Source organism: Shewanella subflava (assembly GCF_025971955.1).
In the GTDB taxonomy this organism is placed as follows: Bacteria; Pseudomonadota; Gammaproteobacteria; order Enterobacterales; family Shewanellaceae; genus Shewanella; species Shewanella subflava.
Genome location: NZ_JAPDMX010000033.1, coordinates 314,549 through 339,181 on the forward strand (window position 1 = coordinate 314,549; position 24,633 = coordinate 339,181).

Annotated in this window: 16 protein-coding genes; 4 read left to right on the forward strand and 12 right to left on the reverse strand. The window is 40.1% G+C overall.

The window, feature by feature from the left end; genetic code table 11:
• Positions 1-287: 287 nt before the first annotated feature.
• From OHT75_RS17145 to OHT75_RS17185, 9 genes are all read right to left on the reverse strand, one after another.
• Positions 288-2,273 (reverse strand): NERD domain-containing protein kinase family protein, encoded by a 1,986-nt coding sequence (locus OHT75_RS17145; protein ID WP_264728822.1) that lies wholly within the window; start codon positions 2,271-2,273, stop codon positions 288-290.
• Between the two features lie 141 nt (positions 2,274-2,414).
• Positions 2,415-2,798: a ribonuclease E inhibitor RraB gene (locus OHT75_RS17150; protein WP_264728824.1), complete on the reverse strand. Its 384-nt coding sequence runs from the start codon at positions 2,796-2,798 to the stop codon at positions 2,415-2,417.
• Between the two features lie 10 nt (positions 2,799-2,808).
• Positions 2,809-3,030 (reverse strand): RNA-binding S4 domain-containing protein, encoded by a 222-nt coding sequence (locus tag OHT75_RS17155; protein WP_188843050.1) that lies wholly within the window; start codon positions 3,028-3,030, stop codon positions 2,809-2,811.
• Between the two features lie 63 nt (positions 3,031-3,093).
• Positions 3,094-3,900 carry an SDR family oxidoreductase gene (locus OHT75_RS17160; RefSeq protein WP_264728826.1) on the reverse strand — a complete coding sequence of 269 codons (807 nt, stop codon included), beginning with the start codon at positions 3,898-3,900 and terminating at the stop codon, positions 3,094-3,096.
• Positions 3,900-5,108, reverse strand: coding sequence for an HD-GYP domain-containing protein (locus tag OHT75_RS17165; protein ID WP_264728828.1), 1,209 nt, complete (start codon positions 5,106-5,108; stop codon positions 3,900-3,902). Before OHT75_RS17165 ends, OHT75_RS17160 begins: the two co-directional genes overlap by 1 nt.
• A 113-nt stretch (positions 5,109-5,221) precedes the next feature.
• Complete coding sequence (locus OHT75_RS17170; protein ID WP_264728830.1) at positions 5,222-5,701, reverse strand: DUF2919 domain-containing protein; 480 nt, start codon at positions 5,699-5,701, stop codon at positions 5,222-5,224.
• Between the two features lie 59 nt (positions 5,702-5,760).
• Positions 5,761-7,767: an NAD-dependent DNA ligase LigA gene (gene ligA / locus OHT75_RS17175; RefSeq protein ID WP_264728832.1), complete on the reverse strand. Its 2,007-nt coding sequence runs from the start codon at positions 7,765-7,767 to the stop codon at positions 5,761-5,763.
• Positions 7,768-7,844: 77 nt separating this feature from the next.
• Positions 7,845-8,783 (reverse strand): cell division protein ZipA, encoded by a 939-nt coding sequence (zipA, locus tag OHT75_RS17180; RefSeq protein ID WP_264728834.1) that lies wholly within the window; start codon positions 8,781-8,783, stop codon positions 7,845-7,847.
• An 18-nt stretch (positions 8,784-8,801) separates the two neighbouring features.
• The gene (locus tag OHT75_RS17185) at positions 8,802-12,227 is read right to left on the reverse strand and encodes an AAA family ATPase (protein ID WP_264728836.1); all 3,426 of its coding nucleotides are present in this window, start codon (positions 12,225-12,227) and stop codon (positions 8,802-8,804) included.
• A 172-nt stretch (positions 12,228-12,399) separates the two neighbouring features.
• Between OHT75_RS17185 and cysZ the strand changes: the two genes are divergently transcribed.
• The 3 genes from cysZ (at position 12,400) to OHT75_RS17200 (ending at position 18,897) form a co-directional block, all read left to right on the forward strand.
• Positions 12,400-13,173, forward strand: coding sequence for a sulfate transporter CysZ (gene cysZ, locus OHT75_RS17190; protein WP_264728838.1), 774 nt, complete (start codon positions 12,400-12,402; stop codon positions 13,171-13,173).
• Positions 13,174-13,500: 327 nt separating this feature from the next.
• Positions 13,501-15,837, forward strand: coding sequence for a carbohydrate binding family 9 domain-containing protein (locus OHT75_RS17195; RefSeq protein ID WP_264728840.1), 2,337 nt, complete (start codon positions 13,501-13,503; stop codon positions 15,835-15,837).
• Positions 15,838-16,431: 594 nt separating this feature from the next.
• Positions 16,432-18,897 (forward strand): EAL domain-containing protein, encoded by a 2,466-nt coding sequence (locus OHT75_RS17200; protein ID WP_264728842.1) that lies wholly within the window; start codon positions 16,432-16,434, stop codon positions 18,895-18,897.
• 14 nt (positions 18,898-18,911) lie between these two features.
• On the opposite strand, the gene OHT75_RS17205 is transcribed toward OHT75_RS17200, so the two are convergent.
• Together OHT75_RS17205 and OHT75_RS17210 are read right to left on the reverse strand one after the other, a co-directional pair.
• A complete protein-coding gene (locus OHT75_RS17205) occupies positions 18,912-20,144 on the reverse strand; it encodes a response regulator (RefSeq protein ID WP_264728843.1) in 1,233 nt (410 codons plus the stop codon).
• A gap of 16 nt (positions 20,145-20,160) precedes the next feature.
• The gene (locus OHT75_RS17210) at positions 20,161-21,282 is read right to left on the reverse strand and encodes a beta-ketoacyl-ACP synthase III (protein WP_264728846.1); all 1,122 of its coding nucleotides are present in this window, start codon (positions 21,280-21,282) and stop codon (positions 20,161-20,163) included.
• 378 nt (positions 21,283-21,660) lie between these two features.
• Between OHT75_RS17210 and cysK the strand changes: the two genes are divergently transcribed.
• Positions 21,661-22,626 carry a cysteine synthase A gene (gene cysK, locus OHT75_RS17215; RefSeq protein WP_264728848.1) on the forward strand — a complete coding sequence of 322 codons (966 nt, stop codon included), beginning with the start codon at positions 21,661-21,663 and terminating at the stop codon, positions 22,624-22,626.
• Positions 22,627-23,250: 624 nt separating this feature from the next.
• On the opposite strand, the gene focA is transcribed toward cysK, so the two are convergent.
• Positions 23,251-24,174: a formate transporter FocA gene (gene focA, locus OHT75_RS17220; RefSeq protein WP_264728850.1), complete on the reverse strand. Its 924-nt coding sequence runs from the start codon at positions 24,172-24,174 to the stop codon at positions 23,251-23,253.
• Positions 24,175-24,633 lie beyond the last annotated feature (459 nt).

Sequence of the window (24,633 nt, forward strand, 5' to 3'; positions counted from 1 at the left end):
GCAATCGCAAATGAACGCTGTTTAGCCCGCTAAATAATTGAATTTGTGGGCAGAGTGGCTAAAAAATAGCCGCCACCCTTCGGGTTGAGGCTAAAATGACTTTATGCTGCGTTGGATAATCTTGACGTTGGGCAACTATGCCCGCAATTATCCGCCTTGCCTAAAGTCATTTTATCTCTCAACATAAAAAATAAACAAAGATAAACACGCCCAAGTCAAACTGCGGTTTATTTTATAAATCATGCACTCAGATCCGTTGCAAGTAATATGAGTCACATCAAATAGACTCAAAGCCCTGCTTGAATAATCTCGGTTTCGGTTAAACCCAGTTGCTCTGCATAAGTTTGATTAGGCACAATCCGGAACTCAAAACGCAATATACGAAAGCAAGCATCAAATAAAGCATCACCAAACCATGATTTATCATACTGCATTAATGCATTCACAATACCATCTGCACCACTGCCACCTTTTAAATGATTTGGCACCAATGAGTCGATAAAGCTTGCCACTAGGCCGTATAAATCCTTTTCCGCATCACCTTCAACAGCCCATAATGTCGGGTCGGCATATTGCGATGCATAATGTGTAGCTGCAATATCAAGACCCACACCAAAGTTAACCAAGGTGGCTTTTTCTTGTGAACAGATAATATTTTTAGGACAAATTGCGCCATGATAAATGTCTAGGGTGTGCAAATATTGAAGCGCTGACAACAATTGTAAAAACCAATTGAAAGGTTGTCCCACTTGGATGTTTTTAACTTCATCAAGCGATACGCCCTGCGCCCACGCTCTTGCAATAAAAAGTTCATTCGATTGGGGCAACTGACCAAAACCCAATACTTTTTCAATGTGAGGATGATAAATTTTCGACAAACTACGGTAAATATTACTCAGCGATGACCAGTGAGTGTCAACTTCACTGTAAATACTCACCACACAAGGGTAATTACCTTGAATATGCATGGCCTGCCACAATTGGCTTCTTTGTGTCGAGGCAATAAATTGCGTTAATCTATAGTGATGATCAATGACAGTACCACGTTCGATGGCTATATCATCAGGCACAGTGTCACACACACCCAAATCAATTAATGCCGACAAATCACAGCGGATCTCATCTAAATCAATGGTTTTACCCTTAGCAGCATCACGATACCAATGGTAAATTCTTGGCTGCCTGGTGCGCTCAGCCAGAATCAAAAACGTTTTAGCATAATGAGCAATATCTTCTGAGGTATTCAGGTTGTCCTTGATATCAATAAACTCAACGTCGGCATCATCTGAAATAAACACGCAATGACTTTCCCAACCACCAATCGTAAATCCACGACGATGAATTTGTTGAATACCACTAAGGCTTCGTCTAAGAATTTCTAGCAGTTGATAGGTACTTTGTTGCTCAACTTCAAATATATTCAGTGGAATACCACGCGGCATTCGGATGGGCAGCACTAATTGTTCACCATCATTAATCAGCGGTGCGCAGAATGGTACACAGCTGCAACCGGATAACGACTGCATCCGTTTAAACTCATTTCTAAGTTTTTGTTCATGAGCTTCGGCTTCCTGCTGATTTTCAAATTGGTTCATCACCAATATTTTCAACAACCAAGGTGCAGTCCACCCACCAGGGTTATATTCAGATTGCCACACCTCTAAACCTTGTTGTAAAAACAAGCATTTGATTTTAATGAAATCTTGAATTTTATTATTACGCTGTTCTACCACGGCCACTTGCCCAATGGTATCGAGTACCATTTCTTTTTGAGCTTTGGTAACGGCATGTTTATGTGGGGCGGTTAATCCCCATTCTTTGGTCAGCGCGGCAATAATTTTGGCTGGAGTATAAATGCTGAGCTTGCCGTGATCTTTTTCCACTAAGATCTCTTCGCCCTTTCTACCGGTGACAAACACCATTCCCTGACACCAAGGGGCATAAACACCGACCGGAATTTTATGTTTTAATCTGCCAGCCAGCACTCGGGCAACATAATTGGCTTTTGATAAACTGTTATCAACATCTCGGCCATCAAGTGACCAGGCATGTAAGCCAGCATTTAAACGACCAATGTAACCTTTAACATCAACCACATAAACACCCCACTCGCCTACCACTAATGCATCCACTTCCATGGCTTGGCCCGTGGGAGTGGGTATTTCAACATTGGTCAGCAGTAGATAATCTTCAGGTAATTCTTCAGTGAGTAATGTAAATGCCCAACGTTCAGCATCATTGACCGGAGTGCCAAAACTGATATGCCTTGCCATAATAATCCATATATTTGCTCAGTGAATGGCGAACATCCTAAGGATTAACACACAAAAAAACCACCATTTAGGTGGTTTTTACTTTAATAGAGTAAAATAACAGTATTCTACAAATCAGCTTACGGCTAACTTAGCAATAACTTAGTGGTGACAATGTTCATCATGCACATGGTCATCGGCAAACTCACCGTCACCATCTTGGTGTTGCATGACTCCCCAGCCATCAGAAATGCCATCAAATTCTTTAGCAAAATCATTTAGCTGGACTTCTTTAGCAGTAAGAGCGTGATATTCAGGTACCATTTGAATACTGACTATCACTTCCCATTGATTTGTTTCTTCATCAAAGTGAAGTTCTAGCTCGCCTTGTTCATCTTGTTGAGTTAAGACTTCTAAAGCTGACTCAGCATCACGCTTGTCTTCAAAGACTAGAAAAAAATCAACCTCTAATTCGCGCGTTAAATCAATGCCAGATTCGGCCATTGCCGCCAGCATTTGTCCGTTATCATCATCAGGGAATTGCATGGGATCTTCCTTAAACTGCAGCCACAATTTTAATCGTTTGGCCGTTGAATGAAATCACATCACCCACGACACACTTTTTACGTTTACGGGTATCAACATCACCATTTACAGTGACTTGCCCTTCAGTGATAACATGCTTTGCATCGCCACCACCATTTACTAAACCTTGTACTTTCAGAACCTTATAAAGTTCAACGAACTCATCGCCGGGTAATAATGGAAAATCTACCATGGGTGGTATCACCTTGATTATCTAAATTAACGAGATCAAACAAAAATTATACCCTATGGCGGCTTAGCAAGCATCAAGCATTTTGATTGGATTAGGATGACCATAGCTAAATCCCAATTGCTGACAAATCAGATTGCCATCAATTAGCTTACTTGGTGCTGTTTGCTGATTAAACTCAGGGGCTATTTCACCAAGATGCGATGCGGCATAGGTGTAAAACATGGCTTTAGTCGGGTGTTCTGGAGCACAAATATTATAGACATTGGCCACCTTGGGCGCGCGCAGGATTAAACTCAGTGCAGCAATACAATCATCAAGATGAACAAGGTTCACCGCAACATTGCCGCCACTGACATCTCTTTTGCCCGCAAAAAAGCGGCCAGGATGCCTTTTAGGGCCGACCAAACCAGCAAAACGCACAATACAACTATTATTCATGCTGGCAAATATTGATTCAGCTTGCAGCAACGTGTCGCTAACAGGACTGTGTGGATGGGCGTCATCTTCAGTCATTATCCTATCTTCGTTGGGATAAACCCCTGTGGTACTGACAAAAATAATCCGTTGGTAATGTTTATCGCCAATCGCTGAGGTTAATGCGGCAAGATTGGCTAAATAGTCGGTTTCACCACGGCGAAGACCTGGGGGGATACTGATAACTAACATATCACTATCTAACAGTTTTTTTGCTGAAGCCATTGATTTTTCTGATGCTAAATCAAACTGGTACGCTTCTATACCCGCTTGAGTTAGCATGGCTAAATCCTGTTGCTGACGCTTGTTGGCTTTTACAAAGTATCCTTGCTGAATCAGGGATGTTGCTAATGGAAAGCCCAGCCAGCCACAGCCTATAATGGTAACGGATGTCATTATGCGCCTTGATAAGAAAAATGATTAAAGTAAAAATTAATAACGTTATCAGCCTGCAAGGTTTTGATCACACCATCACTTAAGCTATCTTTTTTGATGGCTTCAACAATTTCGACTTCACCGTCGATTAAAAAACGTAAACTGGCATTGCCGCCTTTGAGATTACATGCCCACACATGGGGTTTTTTCACTTCACCCGTGGTCATCATGACTTTAGCCACTTGATCATCAGATAGTTTGACTAATGTCCCCGGTGGATAAATACCCAACACCTTAACCAATAAAGAAATTAAATTATCAGCGTGTTTACCAACTCGTTGTTTAAATAATATCCCTAATGCCAATTGTGGCGAATGGTATTGATGTAATAGCATCAGATAATCATTCACTAAGGCCACTATTTGTGTGGTTTCTGGGATCTCATCTTTTGTAAGGTGATCCGGATAGCCTGAACCGTCGATATACTCATGATGATGCAGAATCACATCAAGAACCGCACTGGGAAAAAGATTGCTACGATTCACTAAATCAAAACCTAAGTTAGGGTGCATTTTCATGAAATTGATTTCTGGCTGAGTTAACTCTCCGTGTTTGCGGCGAATTTCATCGGGCACTTTTAATTTACCGATATCATGCAAAATACCGCCTAGGGCGATATCCCTCAGCGTTGATTTATCTAAACCATTAGCATGTCCAATCACCATTGAAAGTACCGCGATGGAAATGCCGTGTGCGGTAATACTTGTGTCTTTTTCTCCATGGTCAACTAAGGATAAATTCACTGTCTCCGATTCAAATAAATGCTCGATTAAATCCTCAACAAGCGTTGCAGATTCACGGTACATCCCCTCGGGGTCGCTGATCACTTTACTGAAAATATTACGACTGTCGTTTATGGCTTTAATAAAACGTTTTTGGCCGACACGCATCGACTTTTTTGCCAGCGCCTTGTGGTCTGTTTCAACCACGTGTTCAGGATCATCATCTAAACTTTCTACATTTTCTTCAATTAAAGGCAATAATTCATGACCGGCAATGACGTAAACAAAGTCAATATCAAGCTCATTGATAATGGCAATTTGAGAGGCTTGTTCAAGCTTAATCTTATTAATAAAAAAAGGATTTTTTGTCCACGGCAAAGGTAGCTTAATGGTAAGCCCTAACACAATATTAGACAGCGGTATTTGGGTTAACTCTTGTTTAGCCAATGAATATGTCTTCCATACTGAATAATTGTTTTGGACGCGTAACTCTTACACCTTAATCAACTAAAACGTTGAACTACTTACACTATAGGATAAATGAACAAGATAGGTTGTTTTTATTTTTCAGGCTTATCGACAACTTGCCAATCATTAAAGTAATAATGTAAACGTTTCGACTTCAAAACATAAATACTGATCCAAAATAAAAATAATGCATCCAATGCATAGCTTATTTTAAATAAAAAATCATCGTGAATTAAACGTTGGATTAGCATAGCCGCGTCTATCAACAGCAATCCCCATAAAATGGCTTTACCACGCTTAAACCACGGGATAAGCCATGGCCACTGACGTTTTCGCTCTGCAATAACAAGTCCGTATAGCAGCACCGCACCGATACCAGCAAACAACGCCAAAATAAAATCTTGTTTGTGCGGATAAAATAATCTGACTAAACCAGCTCTATCATTAAACTGCGTCAAAGAAGCGATAAAAACACACCAGCCTCTGGCTAAAAATACCAACACAATGTACAAAAAGTACGGTGGCTTGATATGCCCTTTATCATCAAGCCAGGTAATATTGCTAAAATTCATAATCCACATTTAGCCTTATAGCAATAAACACTCATCAATCGTTAACCTACATCCGTTTATTAAGCTTGTAAAATTGCCATTAAAGCTTGCTCGTCGATCACTTTAATTCCCAACTCTTGCGCTTTAGCCAATTTGGAACCCGCAGCTTCTCCCGCCACTAAACAATCGGTATTTTTAGACACACTGCCAGCCACTTTGGCTCCCAAAGCTTGTAGCTGAGCCTTAGCATCATTGCGATTCAACACATTCAAGGTACCCGTTAGTACCCAAGTTTGACCTTTTAGCGTTAATTCACTGTCGTCAACCTGCTCAATTGATGGCCAATGAATACCGCTTGCAATTAATTTATCAACCACCTCAAGGTTATGGGCTTGAGCAAAAAAGTGATGGATATGCTGAGCGACAATATTGCCCACATCATCAACCGCCAATAACTGTTCTAGTGATGCACTTCTTACCGCATCAAGCGATTTAAAATATGCAGCCAAGTTAGCCGCAGTGGCTTCACCCACTTCTCGTATACCAAGGCTATATAAAAAACGCGCTAAGGTGGTCGATTTAGCCTCATAGATTGCAGCAACCAACTTGGTAGCCGACTTCATTGCCATACGATCCAGCATGGTGATTGCCGAAGCGCTTAAGCCGAATAAGTCTGCTGGGCTTTTAACCAACTCTTTATCAATAAGTTGCTCGACAACTTTATCACCCATGCCATCAATATTGAGTGCTTTACGCGAGGCAAAATGTTTTATGGCCTCTTTACGCTGTGCTTCACAAAACAAGCCGCCAGTACAACGGGCAACCGCTTCGCCGTCAATACGCTCCACATCACTTTGGCATACCGGGCAATGCTGGGGAAATGTAATGTCGCACGCATCATCTGGACGTTTATCTAGCACGACGGCAACGATTTGTGGGATAACGTCGCCGGCTCGTCTAATGATTACTGTATCGCCAATTTTAACCCCTAAGCGGGCAATTTCATCGGCATTGTGTAAGGTGGCATTCGACACTGTCACCCCGCCGACAAATACTGGCTGTAATCTGGCCACGGGAGTAATTGCACCTGTGCGCCCCACCTGAAAGTCAACCGCTTCCAATAGAGTCATTTCTTCCTGCGCAGGAAACTTATAAGCAATTGCCCAACGTGGCGCTTTGGCGACAAAGCCTAAATTAAGTTGCTGCTCAATCGCATTAACTTTGATGACAACACCATCAATTTCATATTCAAGCTCGCTTCTACGACTTAAAATATCTTGATAATAAGCATACACTTTCGTTAACTCATCACAGACTTTCACTTCAGCACTAACGGGCAACCCCCATACTTTTAGCTGTAGCAATTGTCCATAATGGCTCGCTTTCATTGGCTCAGACTCACCTTCGACAACGCCTAGCGCATAGGCATAAAATCCTAAGGCTCGTGATGCGGTAATTTTACTGTCTAATTGCCGCAAACTGCCCGCTGCGGCATTACGAGGATTAACAAATACCTTGTCGCCCTTGGCCATTTGACGCTGATTTAATGCTTCAAATGCCGCTTTAGGCATAAAAACTTCACCGCGCACTTCCACGAGTTCAGGGTAACCTTCGCCGCGCAGCTTTAAGGGGATAGCTTTAATCGTGCGTACATTTTCAGTGATATCTTCACCTACGGCACCATCACCGCGTGTAGCTGCGCGTTCTAGCAGGCCATTACGATAGGTAATCGATACCGCTAAACCATCAAGCTTTGGTTCACACACATATTCCACACCGCCCACTTTGTCGGTTATGCGCCTATTGAAGCTCTCAAAATCAGCCTGTTCAAAAGCATTATCCAAACTTAACATGGGCTTTAAATGGGTAATTTGATCAAATTTAGCTAAAGCTAAACCACCGACTCGCTGAGTCGGTGAGGAGGATGAGATAAACTGCGGGTTTTCACGTTCAAGTATAATTAAACGCTGCATTAAGCGATCATATTCAGCATCGGGGATGGTAGGAGAATCATCAACATAATAACGAATATTATGTTGGTTTAGAGCTTCAGATAGCTCGGCCATTTCAATTTGAATTGCTTGCATGATTTTGATCCGTAATACAAAAAATGAAGGCCGCATCGGCGGCCTTGTTATGCTAATTAAAGAAGGATAAATGGGGCTTAAGCTACGGCGATTCTTCGCTTGTAATCTTCTTTTGCGGCATCATCCCATGGCTGACGCTTGCCATCTAATAACTCAGCGTCTAAATCATCCACCAGTTGTAACGCAGAATTTAACATAATAGTAAAATTCATTTTAGGGTCGCCATAACAAGGCAATGTCATGAATAGCACTACGCCTTCAGTCACAAACTGTTCCATGTTATCGGGGTCAAATGTGCCAGGCTTTACCATATTGGCCAATGAAAATAGTACCTTGCCTGTTCCTGCATTATCAATATGTCGATGGAAGATTTCCATATCACCAAACTTAAAGTTTAATGATAATAACGCAGGAAGTAGCTCTGCACCTTGTAATTGTTGCCCTGTTTTAGCGACAACATGTAAAACCAATACATCGGTAGGATCTGCAAGCACTTGAGGTTCTTCTGCAACGTCTTGTGCTTCTTCTGCTTCAGGTTCATCTTGAACGGCATCAGGATTTGAATAGTGCTTAGGCTTATCTATTGCTTCCATATGAACAGGTTTAATATCTTGACTTGTTGTCAGCTTAATTTCAGGCGTTTGCTCAAACTCATCATCTAATGTCGGCAATACAGGTTCAGACTTAGCGGTGCTGGCTGAAGAAGTCATTACGGGCGTTACAGCTGGCTCGGCTTTTTTAGCGTGTTGTGGTTTAAACAAACCAGCAGTTTTAAGGATAGGCTTGGTGACCACAGGCTCAACATCTGTGGATTTCAATACACGAACAGGCCCAATACCGTCATTATCAAAACCTTCCGCATCGCGACGTTCGGCTTGCTCTTTGTAAAAATTAGCCATTGGGCTTTGTTTCATTGACTTAGGTTGTTGTTTCCGTATCGACCAAAAACCGTGCACAAGAACCGCAATAATGGCGATTGCACCTAAAACTAACAACACTAATTGTAAATCTTCCATTGTCTACTTGATTCCTATTTATACTGCGTCAGCAAGCGCTACCGCGGCTTCAATATCTACAGCAACTATACGTGAAACACCCGGTTCATGCATAGTGACGCCTATAAGTTGATCGGCCATTTCCATGGTGATCTTGTTGTGGCTGATATACACAAACTGCACACTTTGCGACATCTCTTGTAATAAACGACAAAACCGTTCTACGTTAGCGTCGTCCAAAGGGGCATCAACCTCATCCAACATACAAAATGGTGCTGGATTTAATCTAAATATTGCAAATACTAATGATAAAGCGGTTAAGGCTTTTTCTCCACCACTAAGTAAGTGAATGGTACTATTCTTTTTTCCAGGAGGTTGAGCCATGATGGTCACCCCTGTGTCGAGCAAATCATCATCGGTTAATGCTAAGTAGGCTTTTCCGCCACCAAACACTTTAGGAAACAGTTGCATTAAATCATTATTTACCGCTTCAAAAGTCGCTTTAAAACGCGTTCGCGTTTCTTTATCTATCTTTCTTATTGCGTCTTCTAAAGTAGTTAACCCTTGATTTAAATCGTTATCCTGACTATCTAAATACTGTTTTCGTTCACTTTGCGTATCATACTCTTCAATGGCTGCAAGGTTTATCGCCCCTAACGCATTAATTTGATCTCGCACTTTATCTAACGCAATTGAGCATGACTTTAGGTCAAAACCGTCTGGGATAAGATTAATGACACTTTGTAGCTGAATGTGTTCATCCTGCAACAACTGTAATTGCACATCCGTTTGGCCTTTTATACCTTCACGACGTAACTTTAACGCGCTTATCTTTTGAGTCAAGTCTTGTAGTGTGACAAGCTGTTGTTTTTGCATTGTTAGTGATGCATCTAAGCTTCGTTGCAAATCAGCTTGTTGCTGGCGATTATCATTCAGTTTGAGTTGATTTTGTTGTTGAATATCAAGCTGTAACACTAATTTTTGCTTAAGATTTTCACGCTCTGCTTGCGCTAAAGTGTCTTTTTCTAAATGACTATGTTGTCCAATCGCATTATATCGCTCGGTCAACTCTTGTATTTTTTCAACTTGCTGTGTCAATTGCTGCTCAGTAACTGCAACTTGAGTATTAATTTGCTGCAAGGTTTGATTGAAGTGGGCACTTTGCCTTTCACGCTCTGCTCGCTGTGTTTTTAAATCACGAAGCTGAACACTTGCCTGCTCAAAAGCCTGCTGAGCCTGTTGCTGTAGCTGCAGACATGATTGATTTTGGTCATCAAGGGTTTCCACTTGAACTAACAAAGCTTGCACTTCAAGTAATTGCTGTTGCTGATGTTGCTTCGCTAACGTTAACTCTTGAGTTAATTGTGTTTGATGTTGTTCACGGCTGTGTTTTTGTTCAACCGCGGCGTCATATTTCGCCTGTGATTGCGTTTTTGTGAGCAGTAATTGTTGTAACGTTTGCTGATGTTGACCCAATTGAGTATTTATCGCTGCTAACTGGGTTGTTTGTTCAGTTTGATGCTGTAAGGCTGTGGCGGTTTGCGTTTCAAGTGCTGCCACATTTTCAATTAATGTTTGTTGTTCTGAAGTTAGACTGATCACCGATTGATGACTTGATTGGGCTAAAACAAACCCATGACCGACCAAATAGCCCTCTTTTGAGGCAATAATGGCTGATGCGGGCAAGTGAGCAATCTTGTCTTTGGCTTGTGCCAGCGTATCAACAAAACTGACCTCAGTTAACCAAGGCGCAATATTAACGGGGCTGGTTAACGCTTCATGCTCAAACAATACCGATGAGGGGATAAAACCAGAATTGATGCTGTCATCAGCATGTTTGCCATCCAAAATGCGCGCTTTACTGATTGATTGCAATAACACATCTACGGCTTTTTCGTAGCCAGGCGTCACATTAATGACTTGCCATAATTGCTGGGTATTGTCCTGACCAACTTCGTTGGCTAACCACTCATTTATCAGCTGCAATCTTGCTTTGGCACTAGCAAGTGCATCTTTAATCTGCTGATAATCCCCTTGGGCTTGAGTTAAATGCAGCTGCCTTTTAGTCAGCTCAACATCTAATTGCAGTTTGAGGCTTTGTTCCGCGCTAATTTGAGCCGTAAGATTGGCCAGTGTGCTGTGATGTAATTGAATGTCTTTTTCAATGTCATGGTGTTGCAACTGTTGCAGTTTTTGCTGTAAAACCGGAATCGTTTGCTCATGGTTGTGCAATAACAGTTGCTGATGCTCATAACGAGATCCGTACACTGCAAGTTCTGTTTTTACCTGATTTAACTTTCCTGTAGCTTCATGATAGGACTGTCTGAGATGTTCGCAATTCTCATCAACTTGATGCACTTGTTCATCCAGTATCTCAAACTGCATTTTGGCTTCATCTTGCTGAGGAGCAAGGCTAGACTGTTGCTGTAATGCTTGATTTAACGTTTGTTCATATTGCTGATGCTTTAAAGTTGCTTCATCAATGCGTTGTTGTAGGGCAAGCAGCTCTTGTTCTCGTTGCGAGTCTTGCAGCTGTTGGTGCTTCAATTGCTGTTCAAGTTTAGTAACTTCGTTGCCCGCTAAATAATATTGCTCTACCAGTTTTTGCTCACTGTCTGTCAAATCGTTTAATTGCTGCTGTAATTGCAATACTAGATTTTCAGATGAGTGCTGAATAGCAGCAAACTCACTTTGCTCACGCTCAAGCTGGATTAATTGTAAGTGCATCGCATCAGATTGACGTAACAAATCCTGATAGCGCCCCACCAGCAATTGTGTATGCAGCTCACGTTCTTGTGATTTTAAGGCACGATATTGTTTAGCTTCTTCAGCTTGCTTAGCAAGACGCTCAATTTGCCCGCCTAATTCCTGTCGAATATCATTAAGACGTTCTAAATTCTCACGAGTATGGCGAATACGGTTTTCGGTTTCACGGCGACGTTCTTTATAGCGAGATATACCAGCAGCTTCTTCAATAAACACCCGAAGCTCTTGCGGTTTGGATTCAATTAAACGTGAAATCGTGCCTTGTTCAATAATGGCATAGCTACGTGGTCCTAAGCCTGTCCCCATAAACAAGTCGGTGATATCTTTTCGGCGGCACTTTTGACCATTGAGAAAATAAAAGGACTCACTGTCACGATTAACCTGGCGTTTTACCGATATTTCTTCATAACTGGCATACTGACCAGACAAACGACCTTGAAGATTTTCGAATATCAGCTCAACCCCTGCAACTGATATAGGCTTTCTTGCGGATGAACCATTAAAAATAACATCGGTCATTGAATCGCCGCGCAGGTTTTTAGCACTGCTTTCACCTAACACCCAACGCACCGCATCAATCACATTAGATTTTCCGCAGCCGTTTGGACCAATAATAGCCGTTAATGCATTATCGAATGGGATTTTTGTAGGGTCTACAAACGACTTAAATCCAGCAAGTTTTATTTGTTTTAATCGCATTGTTGCCGGTATGGTTTGGTTAAAATAAAGGGAACACGGTTCACTTTAACAATTGGCGCGCATTTTGTAACGATTATTCGCACTTAGATACAGTTTATTGCTTGTTTTCTGTTAGTTGCAGCGGCAAACTCAACGGTATTAAGTGACATTGACTTCAAAAAGGAGCCTCTCAATGGCCGTGAACATTCCTTCTATTCGTAAAAGTGGCGTGAACTACTTTTTAGAAGGCTTTCAACTTATTAAGCAACCTGGGTTGCGCGCCTTCGTATTTATTCCATTAATGATCAATCTCATTTTATTCGCTGGGGTAATGTATTTTGCCGTTGGTAAGTTAGATGAATTATTCACCTGGATGAATGGCGAAATCCCCGAGTATCTATCCTGGTTAAATTTCTTTTTATGGCCGCTAGCAGTATTAAGCATGCTAGTCGTAATGTCGTTTATTTTTAGTTCTGTGATGAACTGGCTTGCCGCGCCTTTTAACGGCTTGTTAGCCGAAAAAGTGGAGCAGCATTTAACTGGCAAAAGCCTTAACACGGGTGGCACGATTGATTTAATTAAAGATCTCCCCCGTATTCTTGGCCGCGAATGGTTAAAACTTAAATATTATCTCCCACGTGCACTGATATTTTTAATTCTATTTTGGGTACCTGTAGTGGGACAAACGGCGGCGCCTATTTTATGGTTTTTATTTACCGCCTGGATGATGGCTATTCAATATTGTGATTATCCTTTCGATAATCATAAAGTGCCTTTCGATGACATGAAATTTGCCCTAAGAAATACCAAAGGAACCAGCTTCAGTTTTGGTGCCTCGGTAACCTTGTTTTCAATGATCCCCATAGTCAACTTTATCGTCATGCCGGTAGCCATTTGTGGTGCAACGGCTATGTGGGTTGACCGCTACCGTGAAGCGTATAAAAATCCCCATGTCGCGATGGACTAAGTCGCTATAACATAACGCGCCAAACTCTGGTAACTAAACTCAGTTAGCTAATTAGGCGCGTTATGCATTGAAATAAGCAGCAAAGAAATACTTAGCATTCAAATATCTTCATCTAGCCTCTAGCTTCTAGCTTCTAGCCTCTAGCCTCTAGCTTCTAGCTTCTAGCTTCTAGCTTCTAGCTTCTAGCTTCTAGCAATAATTCATCCTCACATCATTTTCCACACCAACCAGTAACAATTTGACAATCTTTTTATTGCATTAAAGTTCGGAATTATTGCATTTGTTTGCGACAATGCACAAAACAACAATAAAGATCTGAATCTCAACGTGAACAAATATTCTAAAACCCTATTTTTATTCGCCAGCCTATCGGCTTTCAATTCTTTTGCTGGCAGCAGTGACCAGTTTCAAGTGACCGTTCCTACCCTAAGCAGCGAAATTGAGATTGATGGTGAGTTTTCTGAGCCACAATGGCAACATGCCACTGAAGTTGAACTTAAATTTGAAACGTCTCCGGGTGAAAATATTGCCGCACCGGTTCGCACCACCGCAAAAGTATTTGCTAGTGAAACCAGCTTATTTATCGCTTTTACCGCCTATGATCCTCAGCCTAAAAATATTCGCGCCAACCTTCGAGATCGCGATAAATCATGGGGCGATGATATGGTGGGCATCAAATTAGATACTTTCAATAATGCCCGATTAGCCTATCAGTTTTTCATTAACCCCTATGGCGTGCAAAGTGACTCAATTGAAAATGAGCTAACAGGTCAAGAAAGCGATGCTTGGGATGGGATTTGGTACAGCAAAGGTAAAATAACGGCAACAGGGTATCAGGTTGAAGTACAACTGCCGCTGCGTTTATTTAACTTTGATGATTCGCATACAGTGCAAAACTGGGGAATAGAATTGATACGATTTTATCCGCGTAATCACAGTCGTCGTTTCTCAACCCACAAAATAGATCGCAATGTATCCTGTCAGTTATGTCAATTGGGACTAATGCAAGGTCTTGAAGGTGCTAAACAAGGCAAAGACATACAACTTACTCCATCATTTGTAACGAACCAAAATAATCAACGTGACGTTTCTCCCAAAAGCCCATGGCAAGATGAAACTAATACTGAAGTTGGCTTAGATTTACGCTGGGGAATAACACCCACAACCCTATTAAATGCGACCATAAATCCCGATTTTTCACAGGTCGAGTCTGATGCGGGGCAATTAGATGTAAACAATACTTTTGCGTTGTTTTTTCCTGAAAAACGGGCGTTCTTTTTAGACAACAAAGATTACTTTGATAGCCAAATGGAATTATTGCATACGCGAAATATCAGCTCTCCTGACTATGGGGTTAAAGTCACCAGTAAAACAGATGCCCATACGGTAGGTGTGCTAGCGACAAATGATATTCAAACTCAGTTTCTTGTCCCCGGCAACCTTAGCTCAGACATCGCAACGCTCGATCAAGAAAGCCACAATGTGGCAGCAAGGTATCGTTACGATCCCAGCAAACAGTTTTCTATCGGTGGCGTGATGACATTAAAAAAAGCCGATGCCTATCATAATTATGTTTACAGCACCGACTTAAAATATCAACCGTCACAGCAAGATACCTTTACCGCCCAATATGCTTATTCAGATACCCTCTACCCTAATGATTTATTCAATCAATTTTGTAATGGCGATGACTGTGCGGTCCCGCCAATAGAATGTGACCTATCTGCATGTGATTATAATGAGCGTGTACTGCGTACCAATAAGCCCGACGCCTTTAGCGATAACATGTTCAAATTAACCTACATGCATGATCGCCGCAGCTGGTTTGCCAACACCCAATACGAATCGATTGGTGATGATTTTAGGGCTGACTTAGGTTTTATTGAAAAGATTGATGCAACAAAGTTTGTCGCAGGTGGTGGTTATCGTTGGTATCCCATTGGTCACTTTTTTAGCAAAATCACGGTTGCAGGTGATTGGGATATTACCCATACCCAACAAGATGAAAAGCTTGAACAAGAAAGTGAGGTATACATTGAATTAGAAGGTGGATATCAAAGTTATATTGCTGGAGGTATAGCCCAAAGAGAACGTGTCGGTAGACGCCATAATCCATCCAACATCAACATTCGAAACAACACCCAAATGTTTGACGAAACCATAGGTTGGTTTTATACCCATTTTGTGCCCACTAAATCTCTACAGCTGGAGCTTGATGTGAATTATGGCGACAACATTGATTTTGTTAATGACCGTTTAGGCACAATCACCATGTTAAACCCTGGTATTGAATGGAAAGCTACTGAATCTATTGTATTGGATTTTTCTCATCGCTATCAAACACTTGATGTAGATAATGGCCGCCTGTTTACCGCCAACTTAAGTGACTTAAGGCTCAATTGGCAAATCTCTTTAAATAGCTTTATTCGCCTTTCTAGTGTGTATACCGACATTGAACGCGATCCAAACCTGTACATCTACCAGCAACCCAAAGCGAAATACCAAGATTTAGGTAATGAAGTACTTTATGGTTATAAGCTAAACCCTCAAAGCGTATTTTATCTTGGATACTCAGATGCATTTAAAGCCAATGATGAGATTGATAATCTTATCCAAAATGAAAAAACTTACTTTATGAAAGTCAGTTATGCATGGTTACTCTAGGGTGTGTTTGTCTTTGTTGATAAATTATGCAGTAGGCTTTTGTTCTGTCAGGCAATCACAATTGAGCGCAATTTAGCCTGCTAAACAAGTGAATTTGCGCACAAAGTGACTTAAAAATAGTCGCCCCCTTTTTTGGGTTGAGCCTAAAATAACTTTACACTGCGTTGGATAACCTTGACGTATGGCAACTATGCCTACAATTATCCGCCTTGGCTAAAGTCATTTTATCTCTCAACATAAAACATAAACAAAGTTAAACACGCCTAGTATCAATCATTATTTATGCTTGCTGAACAGGGCTATAATCATTAAGTAGTAGGCTCATAATTTAATCCACTTTTAGTAAAATAAAAGTGGATTTTTTTGTGAGTGGTCATTTAATAACCTAGAATAAGATCGGATAACGGAAGTGATTTTTACCGATGTAATGGGCATGCTGTAGGATAGATGAGTTAATTCGTTAAAATGGTTGCCATGATTAAATCGCACAACGTTTAACTTAGCACTTGTATAGCGGCATTAAAAATCTTTGGAAAAGTTCAACTCCTTTACTTGTTGATGGATTAACCAATCTCAGATGGACAAGGAATGATCATGACAGAGTTTAGAGAACACCTACTAAACCATTGCTTTGAATGGGTTTGGGACATTGAAAAAAAGCGTTTTTTTTGTGGACCTTTTTTAAGTGTGATCCTTGATAAACAGTCAGATGATGGGATCAGATTTAAACAACTGGTTGAATTGCTTGATGGCAAACAGGCTGAATACTTAAAAATCAACATCGAAAAAGCCATTGACACTAAACAAGTCGTGCATTGCCACTTAGTGTTCACTATTGCAAAATGCAAATTTTTAGCCGAAGTCATTATTGAAAGCGGAAACTTTAAAAAAGTCACCGGTAAAATTTGCTTTAAACGCACTTTGCCCAATAAACAAGAAGAAACACAACTCATCAAACAACTGTTTTTTAATTCTAAAAAACTATTAATTGTTTGCGGTATTCAAAATCGGATTTTGATGACAAATGCCATCATGACATCTTGCTTGGGTTACGAAGAGTATGAGGTTTTAGGGCAAACCTTTTCATCGTTTTCCTCTGATGAAGAATCTAATTTACAAGAGCATTTATTCGACTGTGAATCAAGTGGTTCATGGTCTGGTGAAATATTAATGCGGCATAAAACTGGCAAGTTAATCCCATTCAGCGCTCAGATCATTTACTACCCTAATTCTCATGAAGATAAATCCTTTTTTATTTACCAATTGAAACAGCTTGATTTCACTTATTCTGAAATGACTCAATTTACTAATACAAAAAATTATTGGAACTGGCATTGGGATTGGAATAACAAAACAGATTTTTTTAAATCGATTGACGCCATCAAAACACAAATAGCAAGTGATGAAAGCATTGTCGTTTTTGTCATAAATACCTTTTGTAACACTAAGGTTAATTCTGTTTTTTCCCGTTGGTTAATCAGCCAATCAATACCAAAACTCAAAGCAATTAAAAACATTGTCAAACTCGGGGTATTAAATGATGACCAAATTTGTGGCCTTTATGTCTCGACAAAAATAATTAATAACATACATAAAGACATCACTAGCATTTTTACCACTTTGCTCAATAACAATGAGCAAAGTGACCACACGCAGATAAATTGTCATATTGGTGTTTCTGTTGATTCTTCAGATGCGCATACAAACCAAGAGTTGTTATCCCATGCCGCACAGGCTCTGGCATCTATATCTGCAGGCGGACTACAACTGTTAACACACAAAATAAAATATTTTGATAATAGAATTAATAAAATTTATGACCGTAAGTCTAAACTTAAAACGGCACTGATTAACTGCCTTAAGTTAAATAAAATCCATGCGGTTTATCAACCCATTATTAGTACCCGAACTTTTAAAATCGAAAAGGTTGAAGCCCTGACGCGATTTGATTTAGCGGTATCATTTAAGTATACCACTCAAGAATTAATCGACATTGCTGAAGAAAATGACTTAATACATGAAATTGATCAGCGAATGATCTCAATTTCCATCAAAGAACTACCCAGTTTATCAGTAATACTACAGAATGATAATTTAGGATTGTCTATCAATCGTTCAATGGTCTTTAGCCCTAAAAATCGCGCCACCTTAAATGATACCTTAACTTTCATCAAACAAAGTAATATTGAACCCAGTAGAATAACTATCGAATTAACAGAGTCTGCAATATTTACTGATAATCCCAAAATATTAGATGCTATCAATCATGTCCATGAAAATAATATTGTTTTAGCAATTGATGATTTTGGTTCTGGATACACCTCTTTTGGCAGTTTAACCAAATTACCTGCAGGGTTAATTAAAATTGATAAAGAAATCACCACAGGTATTGTGCATGATAAACAAAGACAGTTGATGATTAAAATGTTTGCTCAATTTATTCATGCAATGCAGGGAAAAATTATTGTCGAAGGTGTTGAGACTGAAGAAGAATTAAAAATATTACTTGAGTTGCAAGTTGACTATATTCAAGGCTATTTGTTCAGCAAGCCGTTATCGTTAACCGACCATCAAGACACATTAGCCAATATCGCTGCCACAATTGAACAATTACAGCTTAAAGCATTAACGACCAAAAATACTCAAATATCTTCAATCATGGACTTAGTCATGCCAACACTATTACACATCCAGCCGGATGATAGAATTGAGGATTTTATGTCGATGTTTGAACAAACAGATAGATTAGCGGTTTTGAAGGATAAGCAATGCATAGGATTTATTACTCAAAATGAGATAAATGCAGCAATTAGCCCTTATGTAAACACCAATGCAGAAACAAAACATGACAGGTTGACGCTAACTAAACGGGCACATCAAATTATGATACCTGTTGAGCACACTTGTCATTCTGACTTATCCATTGATGCTTTAGTGAAGCACTTCTTGATGTTTCCAAGTTCCATCATGGTCGTAACAGGCAAAACAGGGATATACTTAGGGTCAATTTCGATAGAACAGGCCAAAGTGGTGATGGCGAATATGTTAAAACAACTCTGAGACAAATAGCCTTATTAGCAAGTTGAGACCACCCTATTCCGACCAGCCCCTTTTGCTAAATATAAATATTCATCGGCACGGTTGATCACGCTATCAATAGATTCACTGCGAAGTGTGGCTACACCACAGCTAAATGTCATGTTGATGGGGCCAACAGAGGTATCAATGACTTTATTAGCACATTGCTGCCTAAATTTATCCATCAAGGTATGGGTTTTTTCAGCATCTAACCCTTTGAATGCCACTACAAATTCTTCACCGCCAAATCTTGCTACGGTAAAATGTTGCCCAAATGCCGACTCTAACCGTTTAGCAAACTCAATCAGTACTTGGTCACCGACATCGTGCCCATGGGTGTCATTCACTTTCTTGAAAAAATCGATATCAATCAGTGCCACAGAGAACACATTATGATCTTGCTGTTCATTTTGATGCTTTTTGAAAAAATATCTTCTGGTAAAAGCCTGAGTCAGGTAATCGCGATTGGCACTTTCCCAAAGACTGCGGATCATATCAAGTGAATCTAGCGTATTAAGCACTCGGCAGTGAAACTCTTCATGCACAAATGGCTTTTGTAAAAAGTCATTTGCGCCATTTTTAATAAAGCGCGCTGATAAACTTTCATCGTTATCATTCGACAAGCCAATAATGGCCAGCTTTTCACGGCTGAATTGCTCTCTTACTCTTAAAATTAACTCAAAACCATCGACGTTGGGCATATTGTAATCAGTGATTAACAATTGAATATCGGGCTGCTCTTTTAATATCGTCAAGGCTTGAGCGCCATCATGGGCTTCAATCACTTGAAACAAATGCTGCTCTAATAATACCCGCACAAACTTACGGCTAACAACAGAGTCATCGGCAACCAACACTTTCACTTGCTGGTTGCGCTTCAGGCGTGAGATCAGTTTTACCACATAATGATAGCTGTATCGATTCTCTTTCAGCACATAATCCGCTATGCCTAATTTGAGCAGTTCTTTGCGTTGCTGAGAATCTAGATTACCCGTTAACACAATACACGTTGTGTGATATGAATTAAGCACTAGACGGACAATTTCACCATTTGGCGCATCGGGTAAATTTAAATCGGCGACCACCACAAAATATTGATTAACATCGAGTAACGTAATCGCAGTTGCCAAATCAGGGGCAACATCCACATCACAATCAAGTTCTTGTACAATTAAATGTTTAAGAACTTTAGATACTGCGTCACTGTCTTCAACTATCAATATTCTCAAATTAATCACCTACAATTTAACATTTCTCTAGTACGATACTGCCGATAGAATACCCCGCCCCAAAAGAGCATAGCAGCCCTAAATCACCGGTTTTAAAGTCATCGCTGTACTTATTAAATGCAATAACTGAACCAGCAGAAGCGGTATTAGCAAACTCATCTAATACAATGGGTGCTACCAGTGGCTCAACATCATCACCTAATAATTTCTTTACTACAAACATATTCATATTAATATTAGCTTGGTGCAACCAAAGACGTTTAAATTCTTCTGGCTTTATTTGCTCATCACTAAATTGCTTATCTAAATGCTGATAAATCATTGGCAATAATTCTTTAAACACTTTACGGCCTTGCTGATGAAACAGTTTATCGGCCGTTGCGCTGTTTTCTGGATCACATCGGTTAACAAAACCAAAGTTACTGCGAATATTGTTTGAATAATCAGTCATGCAACTTGTCGATAAAATATTAAAAGCATGCTCCGTTTGGGCTAAATCCTGTCTTTCAACAACCACCGCAGTGGCCACATCACCGAAAATAAAGTGACTATCTCGGTCTTTGAAGTTGCTTTGGGGTGAAGTTAATTCAGGATTAATCACTAACACACGATTTGCGCTGCCACCTTTAATGGCATTCATCGCACTGACAATTGCAAATGTCGCCGATGAACATGCCACTAGCATATCGTAAGCAAAACCTTTAGTGCCAAGCGCTTGTTGAATTTCGATAGCAATGGCTGGATAAGCACGTTGTGTATAGGCACAGGCTACAATGACTAAATCAATGTCTTGGGCATTAACTTGGGCTTGTGCCAGTGCATCTTTGGCTGCTGCTATCCCCATTGAGGCTTGTAAAGATAGCTCTTCTGAAGGTTGGTCAGCAATTAATGGCATCATAATATTAGGGTCTAAGATTCCCTCTTTGACCATAACATATCGACTTTTAATGCCAGATGCTTTTTCTATAAATTCACTGGTCGAATAAACTAAAGGAGCCTTTTCACCTGAGTCGATTAACGCAGCATGTTGCTGATTATGTATATCAACATAGCTGTTGTAGCTTTCGACTAACTCTTGGTTAGACACTGAATAAGGAGGAACAAAAAGGCCACTGCCAGAAATAACCACTTTTATCATTAATATGTACCATTGTTAATGTGTTTGCGCTAAATACTGAGTGTTCAACCGTCAAGCAACTATTTTTGCATCTTAAGTTCAATGGGACACAAGATTTAAAAACGGATAACGGTAGCAAAAAACATGGATTTAGCCAATTAGCATTATTTTAGTATTAACTCGATAATACTCTTACAAATAAATACTAAATTGTCGAAAGGTCAGACCATTGCGTTGGTCCAAGATCGTCTTCTGTTTACAAATCAATCACAGAACAGCATTTTAGAATAACCAGAACATCTTTTATAACCAAAAGGAATATAGAATAACTAATATTCACTTCTAAATTCCCAATGGATGTTTATGATTAGACAATGCAAAAATAGGAGCAAACAATCCATGAGCAAAATTTTCGAAGATAATTCTTATACTTTAGGTAATACTCCACTTGTGCGTTTAAATCGTGTCAGTAACGGTAACGTGTTAGCTAAAATTGAAGCGCGTAATCCAAGTTTTAGTGTGAAATGTCGTATTGGCGCTAACATGATTTGGGATGCGGAAAAGAAAGGCACCTTAACAAAAGATGTTGAGTTAGTCGAACCCACATCTGGTAACACAGGTATTGCGCTTGCTTATGTTGCTGCTGCTCGTGGTTACAAGTTAACCCTTACAATGCCAAATACTATGAGTCTTGAGCGTCGTAAACTACTGAAAGCATTGGGTGCAAACTTAGTGTTAACAGAAGGTGCTAAAGGCATGAAAGGCGCGATTGATAAAGCCGAAGAAATTCGTCAATCAGATCCGTCAAAATACCTAGTACTGGGTCAATTTAGCAACCCAGCTAACCCAGAAATCCATGAAAAAACAACCGGACCTGAAATTTGGAACGACACTGACGGACAAGTTGATGTGTTTGTTGCCGGTGTAGGTACAGGTGGCACCATTACCGGTACGAGTCGCTTCTTAAAAGCACAGGGTAAAGAAGTGATTTCTGTTGCTGTTGAGCCTGTTGATTCACCTGTTATTGCGCAAGCTAAAGCGGGTCAACCTATTCAGCCTGGTCCACATAAAATTCAGGGTATTGGTGCTGGTTTTATTCCAGGAAACTTAGATCTTTCTTTGGTTGACCGTGTTGAAGCTGTTAGCAATGAAGATGCGATTGAAATGTCGCGTCGCTTGATGAAAGAAGAAGGTATCTTGGTCGGTATTTCTTCTGGTGCAGCTGTAGTTGCCGCAAACCGTATCGCAGCCCTTCCTGAGTTTGCTGGCAAAACCATTGTAGTGGTTTTACCCTCAGCAGCTGAGCGTTACTTATCATCAGTGTTGTTTGCTGGTGAGTTTGGTGATAGCGAAAACGTACAATAATAATGTGATTGATATAGCGGGCCACTCGCTATAATCAACAGTTATTAAAATGGCCCGGCTTATGTCGGGCTTTTTATTTAACTGCATACTCGTTAATCTTCATCATCTGTGTGTATCTCTAAAGTGGTGTATAGTTAACACCCTTTTACCAATAAGATTGCATCTTAAGGCTCAACCCCAAAAACATCTGTATCTGAAGGTAAACTTGAAAAATTGATGATATAGCTCCCACCCAAAAACGGTGAGTTTGAATGTTTGAACACCCCAAACAGCATGTTAAACAAGCTTTCCCCCCAATGACACCCTAAAGATAGGCGTGAAGTTTACTACCCATAAAAGTCAATAACTGAACGTATGTAGCTAAAGGTAAATGCCTGACAACAATGCCGATGTTTATGGTTGTTATTCTAAAGTTTAAAATTTAACGCGCTATCGCGTGTTTTAACAACCTAGGATAAGCCGTTATCCCCATCACGATAAGTAAGTGATCAAAAATTGTATTTTGAAAGGAAAAATCAAGCTTAAAAGCTGCTCAACTCACCCAAATTCAGGCTAGCTGAACCTTAATGGTACTTGCTAGCCTGCAATTTTATGGGATTTGATATAGGGATCATATCGACAGGACTAATCCGCTTCTGTTTTCACCGCTGTTTTTACTATATTCGTTGAATTGAATGTTGAAAAACTGCCGTTTTCAACTAACCAATAACCTAAACCAATTGCTACTGCCCCACCAACAATATTACCTAACGTCACCGGAATTAAGTTATTAAAAATAGCGTTAGCTAAGTTAACGTCGCTAAATTGGTCTCGGCTAATGTCTAACGCCATAAAAAAGCTGTCTGGGGCAAAATTTTGTACCGCAATACCAAAAGGCAGCATAAATAGGTTTGCAATGCAGTGTTCAAAACCAGCAGCGACAAACATGGCAACAGGTAATATCACTAAAAAACATTTAGTTAATAAATCTTTGGTGGCAAATGTCATCCAAATACCTAAACACACCAACACATTACATAAAATACCTAATACAAATGCTTGTAACCATGTGTGATGTAACTTATGTTGAGCAATATTCAACGCCGTTAATCCCCATTGCCCATCAGCCAACTCAAATAATCGCCCTAGCATAATAAGCAATACCATCAGCAGTGCACCGACCATATTACCTAAGTAAACTCGGGTCCAGCATTGTAACTGTTGTCTCATTGTGATCCGCTTATTCACCCAAGCGACACTGGTTAACACTGTGCTAGTGAATAATTCACCGCCGGCAGCAATCACCAGCATTAAGCCTAAACTAAAGGCAATACCACCAATAAAGCGTGTCATCCCCCAACCAGCATCACTGCCGGTGGTGACTGAGATATAAAACACAAAAGCAATGGCGATAAACATCCCTGAAAATATCGCCAAAGTGAACGATTGCCATGATGCTTTTTGAACTTTTTTCAATCCATAGTCATCTGCAATCGACAATGATGTTTCGGGTTTACTGGCAACTTGTTGATTGGCCGGTAAAGGGGATTGGCTATTTTCAGGTTTCATTAATCACTCTCGATGACAACATTATTCGCTAGCGCACGCGGACTACCATTAATAAGCCATTTATGCTTATTTTTACCTAAGATTAATCATGCTAAAACCTCAAGGTAATTTGGTAAGACCAATTAAAAGTTTACTTTTTGATAACAATTTGGGCTAACAAAACGGCTTAAAAAAACTTAACAGCAGAGTTATACGCACACCCAATAAGCAGGAGGTTAATTAATTCCTACTAACGGCGCGAATTATAGTGTCAAAACTGTTAGCTGGCTAACAGTTTTGACCAAATCCTGTATAAAATCCCGGTCAATTAATGGCAATGTCAAAATGCTGTGGTATCATACAAAGGTAAATTGGTCTTACCAATATTGCGTAAGGCGTTTTTAAAAATATCCTTTTAACGTCTATATCGATAAATCATAATCCAGAGTCAGCATGTTCCATGGATTTGACGTTATAAAG

Excerpts from the sequence above, each read along its gene's own strand:
- OHT75_RS17145 (WP_264728822.1), bottom strand. The coding sequence starts at position 2,273 with ATGGCAAGGCATATCAGTTTTGGCACTCCGGTCAATGATGCTGAACGT.
- OHT75_RS17150 (WP_264728824.1), bottom strand. The coding sequence starts at position 2,798 with ATGCAATTCCCTGATGATGATAACGGACAAATGCTGGCGGCAATGGCC.
- OHT75_RS17155 (WP_188843050.1), bottom strand. The coding sequence starts at position 3,030 with ATGGTAGATTTTCCATTATTACCCGGCGATGAGTTCGTTGAACTTTAT.
- OHT75_RS17160 (WP_264728826.1), bottom strand. The coding sequence starts at position 3,900 with ATGACATCCGTTACCATTATAGGCTGTGGCTGGCTGGGCTTTCCATTA.
- OHT75_RS17170 (WP_264728830.1), bottom strand. The coding sequence starts at position 5,701 with ATGAATTTTAGCAATATTACCTGGCTTGATGATAAAGGGCATATCAAG.
- ligA (WP_264728832.1), bottom strand. The coding sequence starts at position 7,767 with ATGCAAGCAATTCAAATTGAAATGGCCGAGCTATCTGAAGCTCTAAAC.
- zipA (WP_264728834.1), bottom strand. The coding sequence starts at position 8,783 with ATGGAAGATTTACAATTAGTGTTGTTAGTTTTAGGTGCAATCGCCATT.
- OHT75_RS17185 (WP_264728836.1), bottom strand. The coding sequence starts at position 12,227 with ATGCGATTAAAACAAATAAAACTTGCTGGATTTAAGTCGTTTGTAGAC.
- cysZ (WP_264728838.1), top strand. The coding sequence starts at position 12,400 with ATGGCCGTGAACATTCCTTCTATTCGTAAAAGTGGCGTGAACTACTTT.
- OHT75_RS17200 (WP_264728842.1), top strand. The coding sequence starts at position 16,432 with ATGACAGAGTTTAGAGAACACCTACTAAACCATTGCTTTGAATGGGTT.
- OHT75_RS17210 (WP_264728846.1), bottom strand. The coding sequence starts at position 21,282 with ATGATAAAAGTGGTTATTTCTGGCAGTGGCCTTTTTGTTCCTCCTTAT.
- cysK (WP_264728848.1), top strand. The coding sequence starts at position 21,661 with ATGAGCAAAATTTTCGAAGATAATTCTTATACTTTAGGTAATACTCCA.
- focA (WP_264728850.1), bottom strand. The coding sequence starts at position 24,174 with ATGAAACCTGAAAATAGCCAATCCCCTTTACCGGCCAATCAACAAGTT.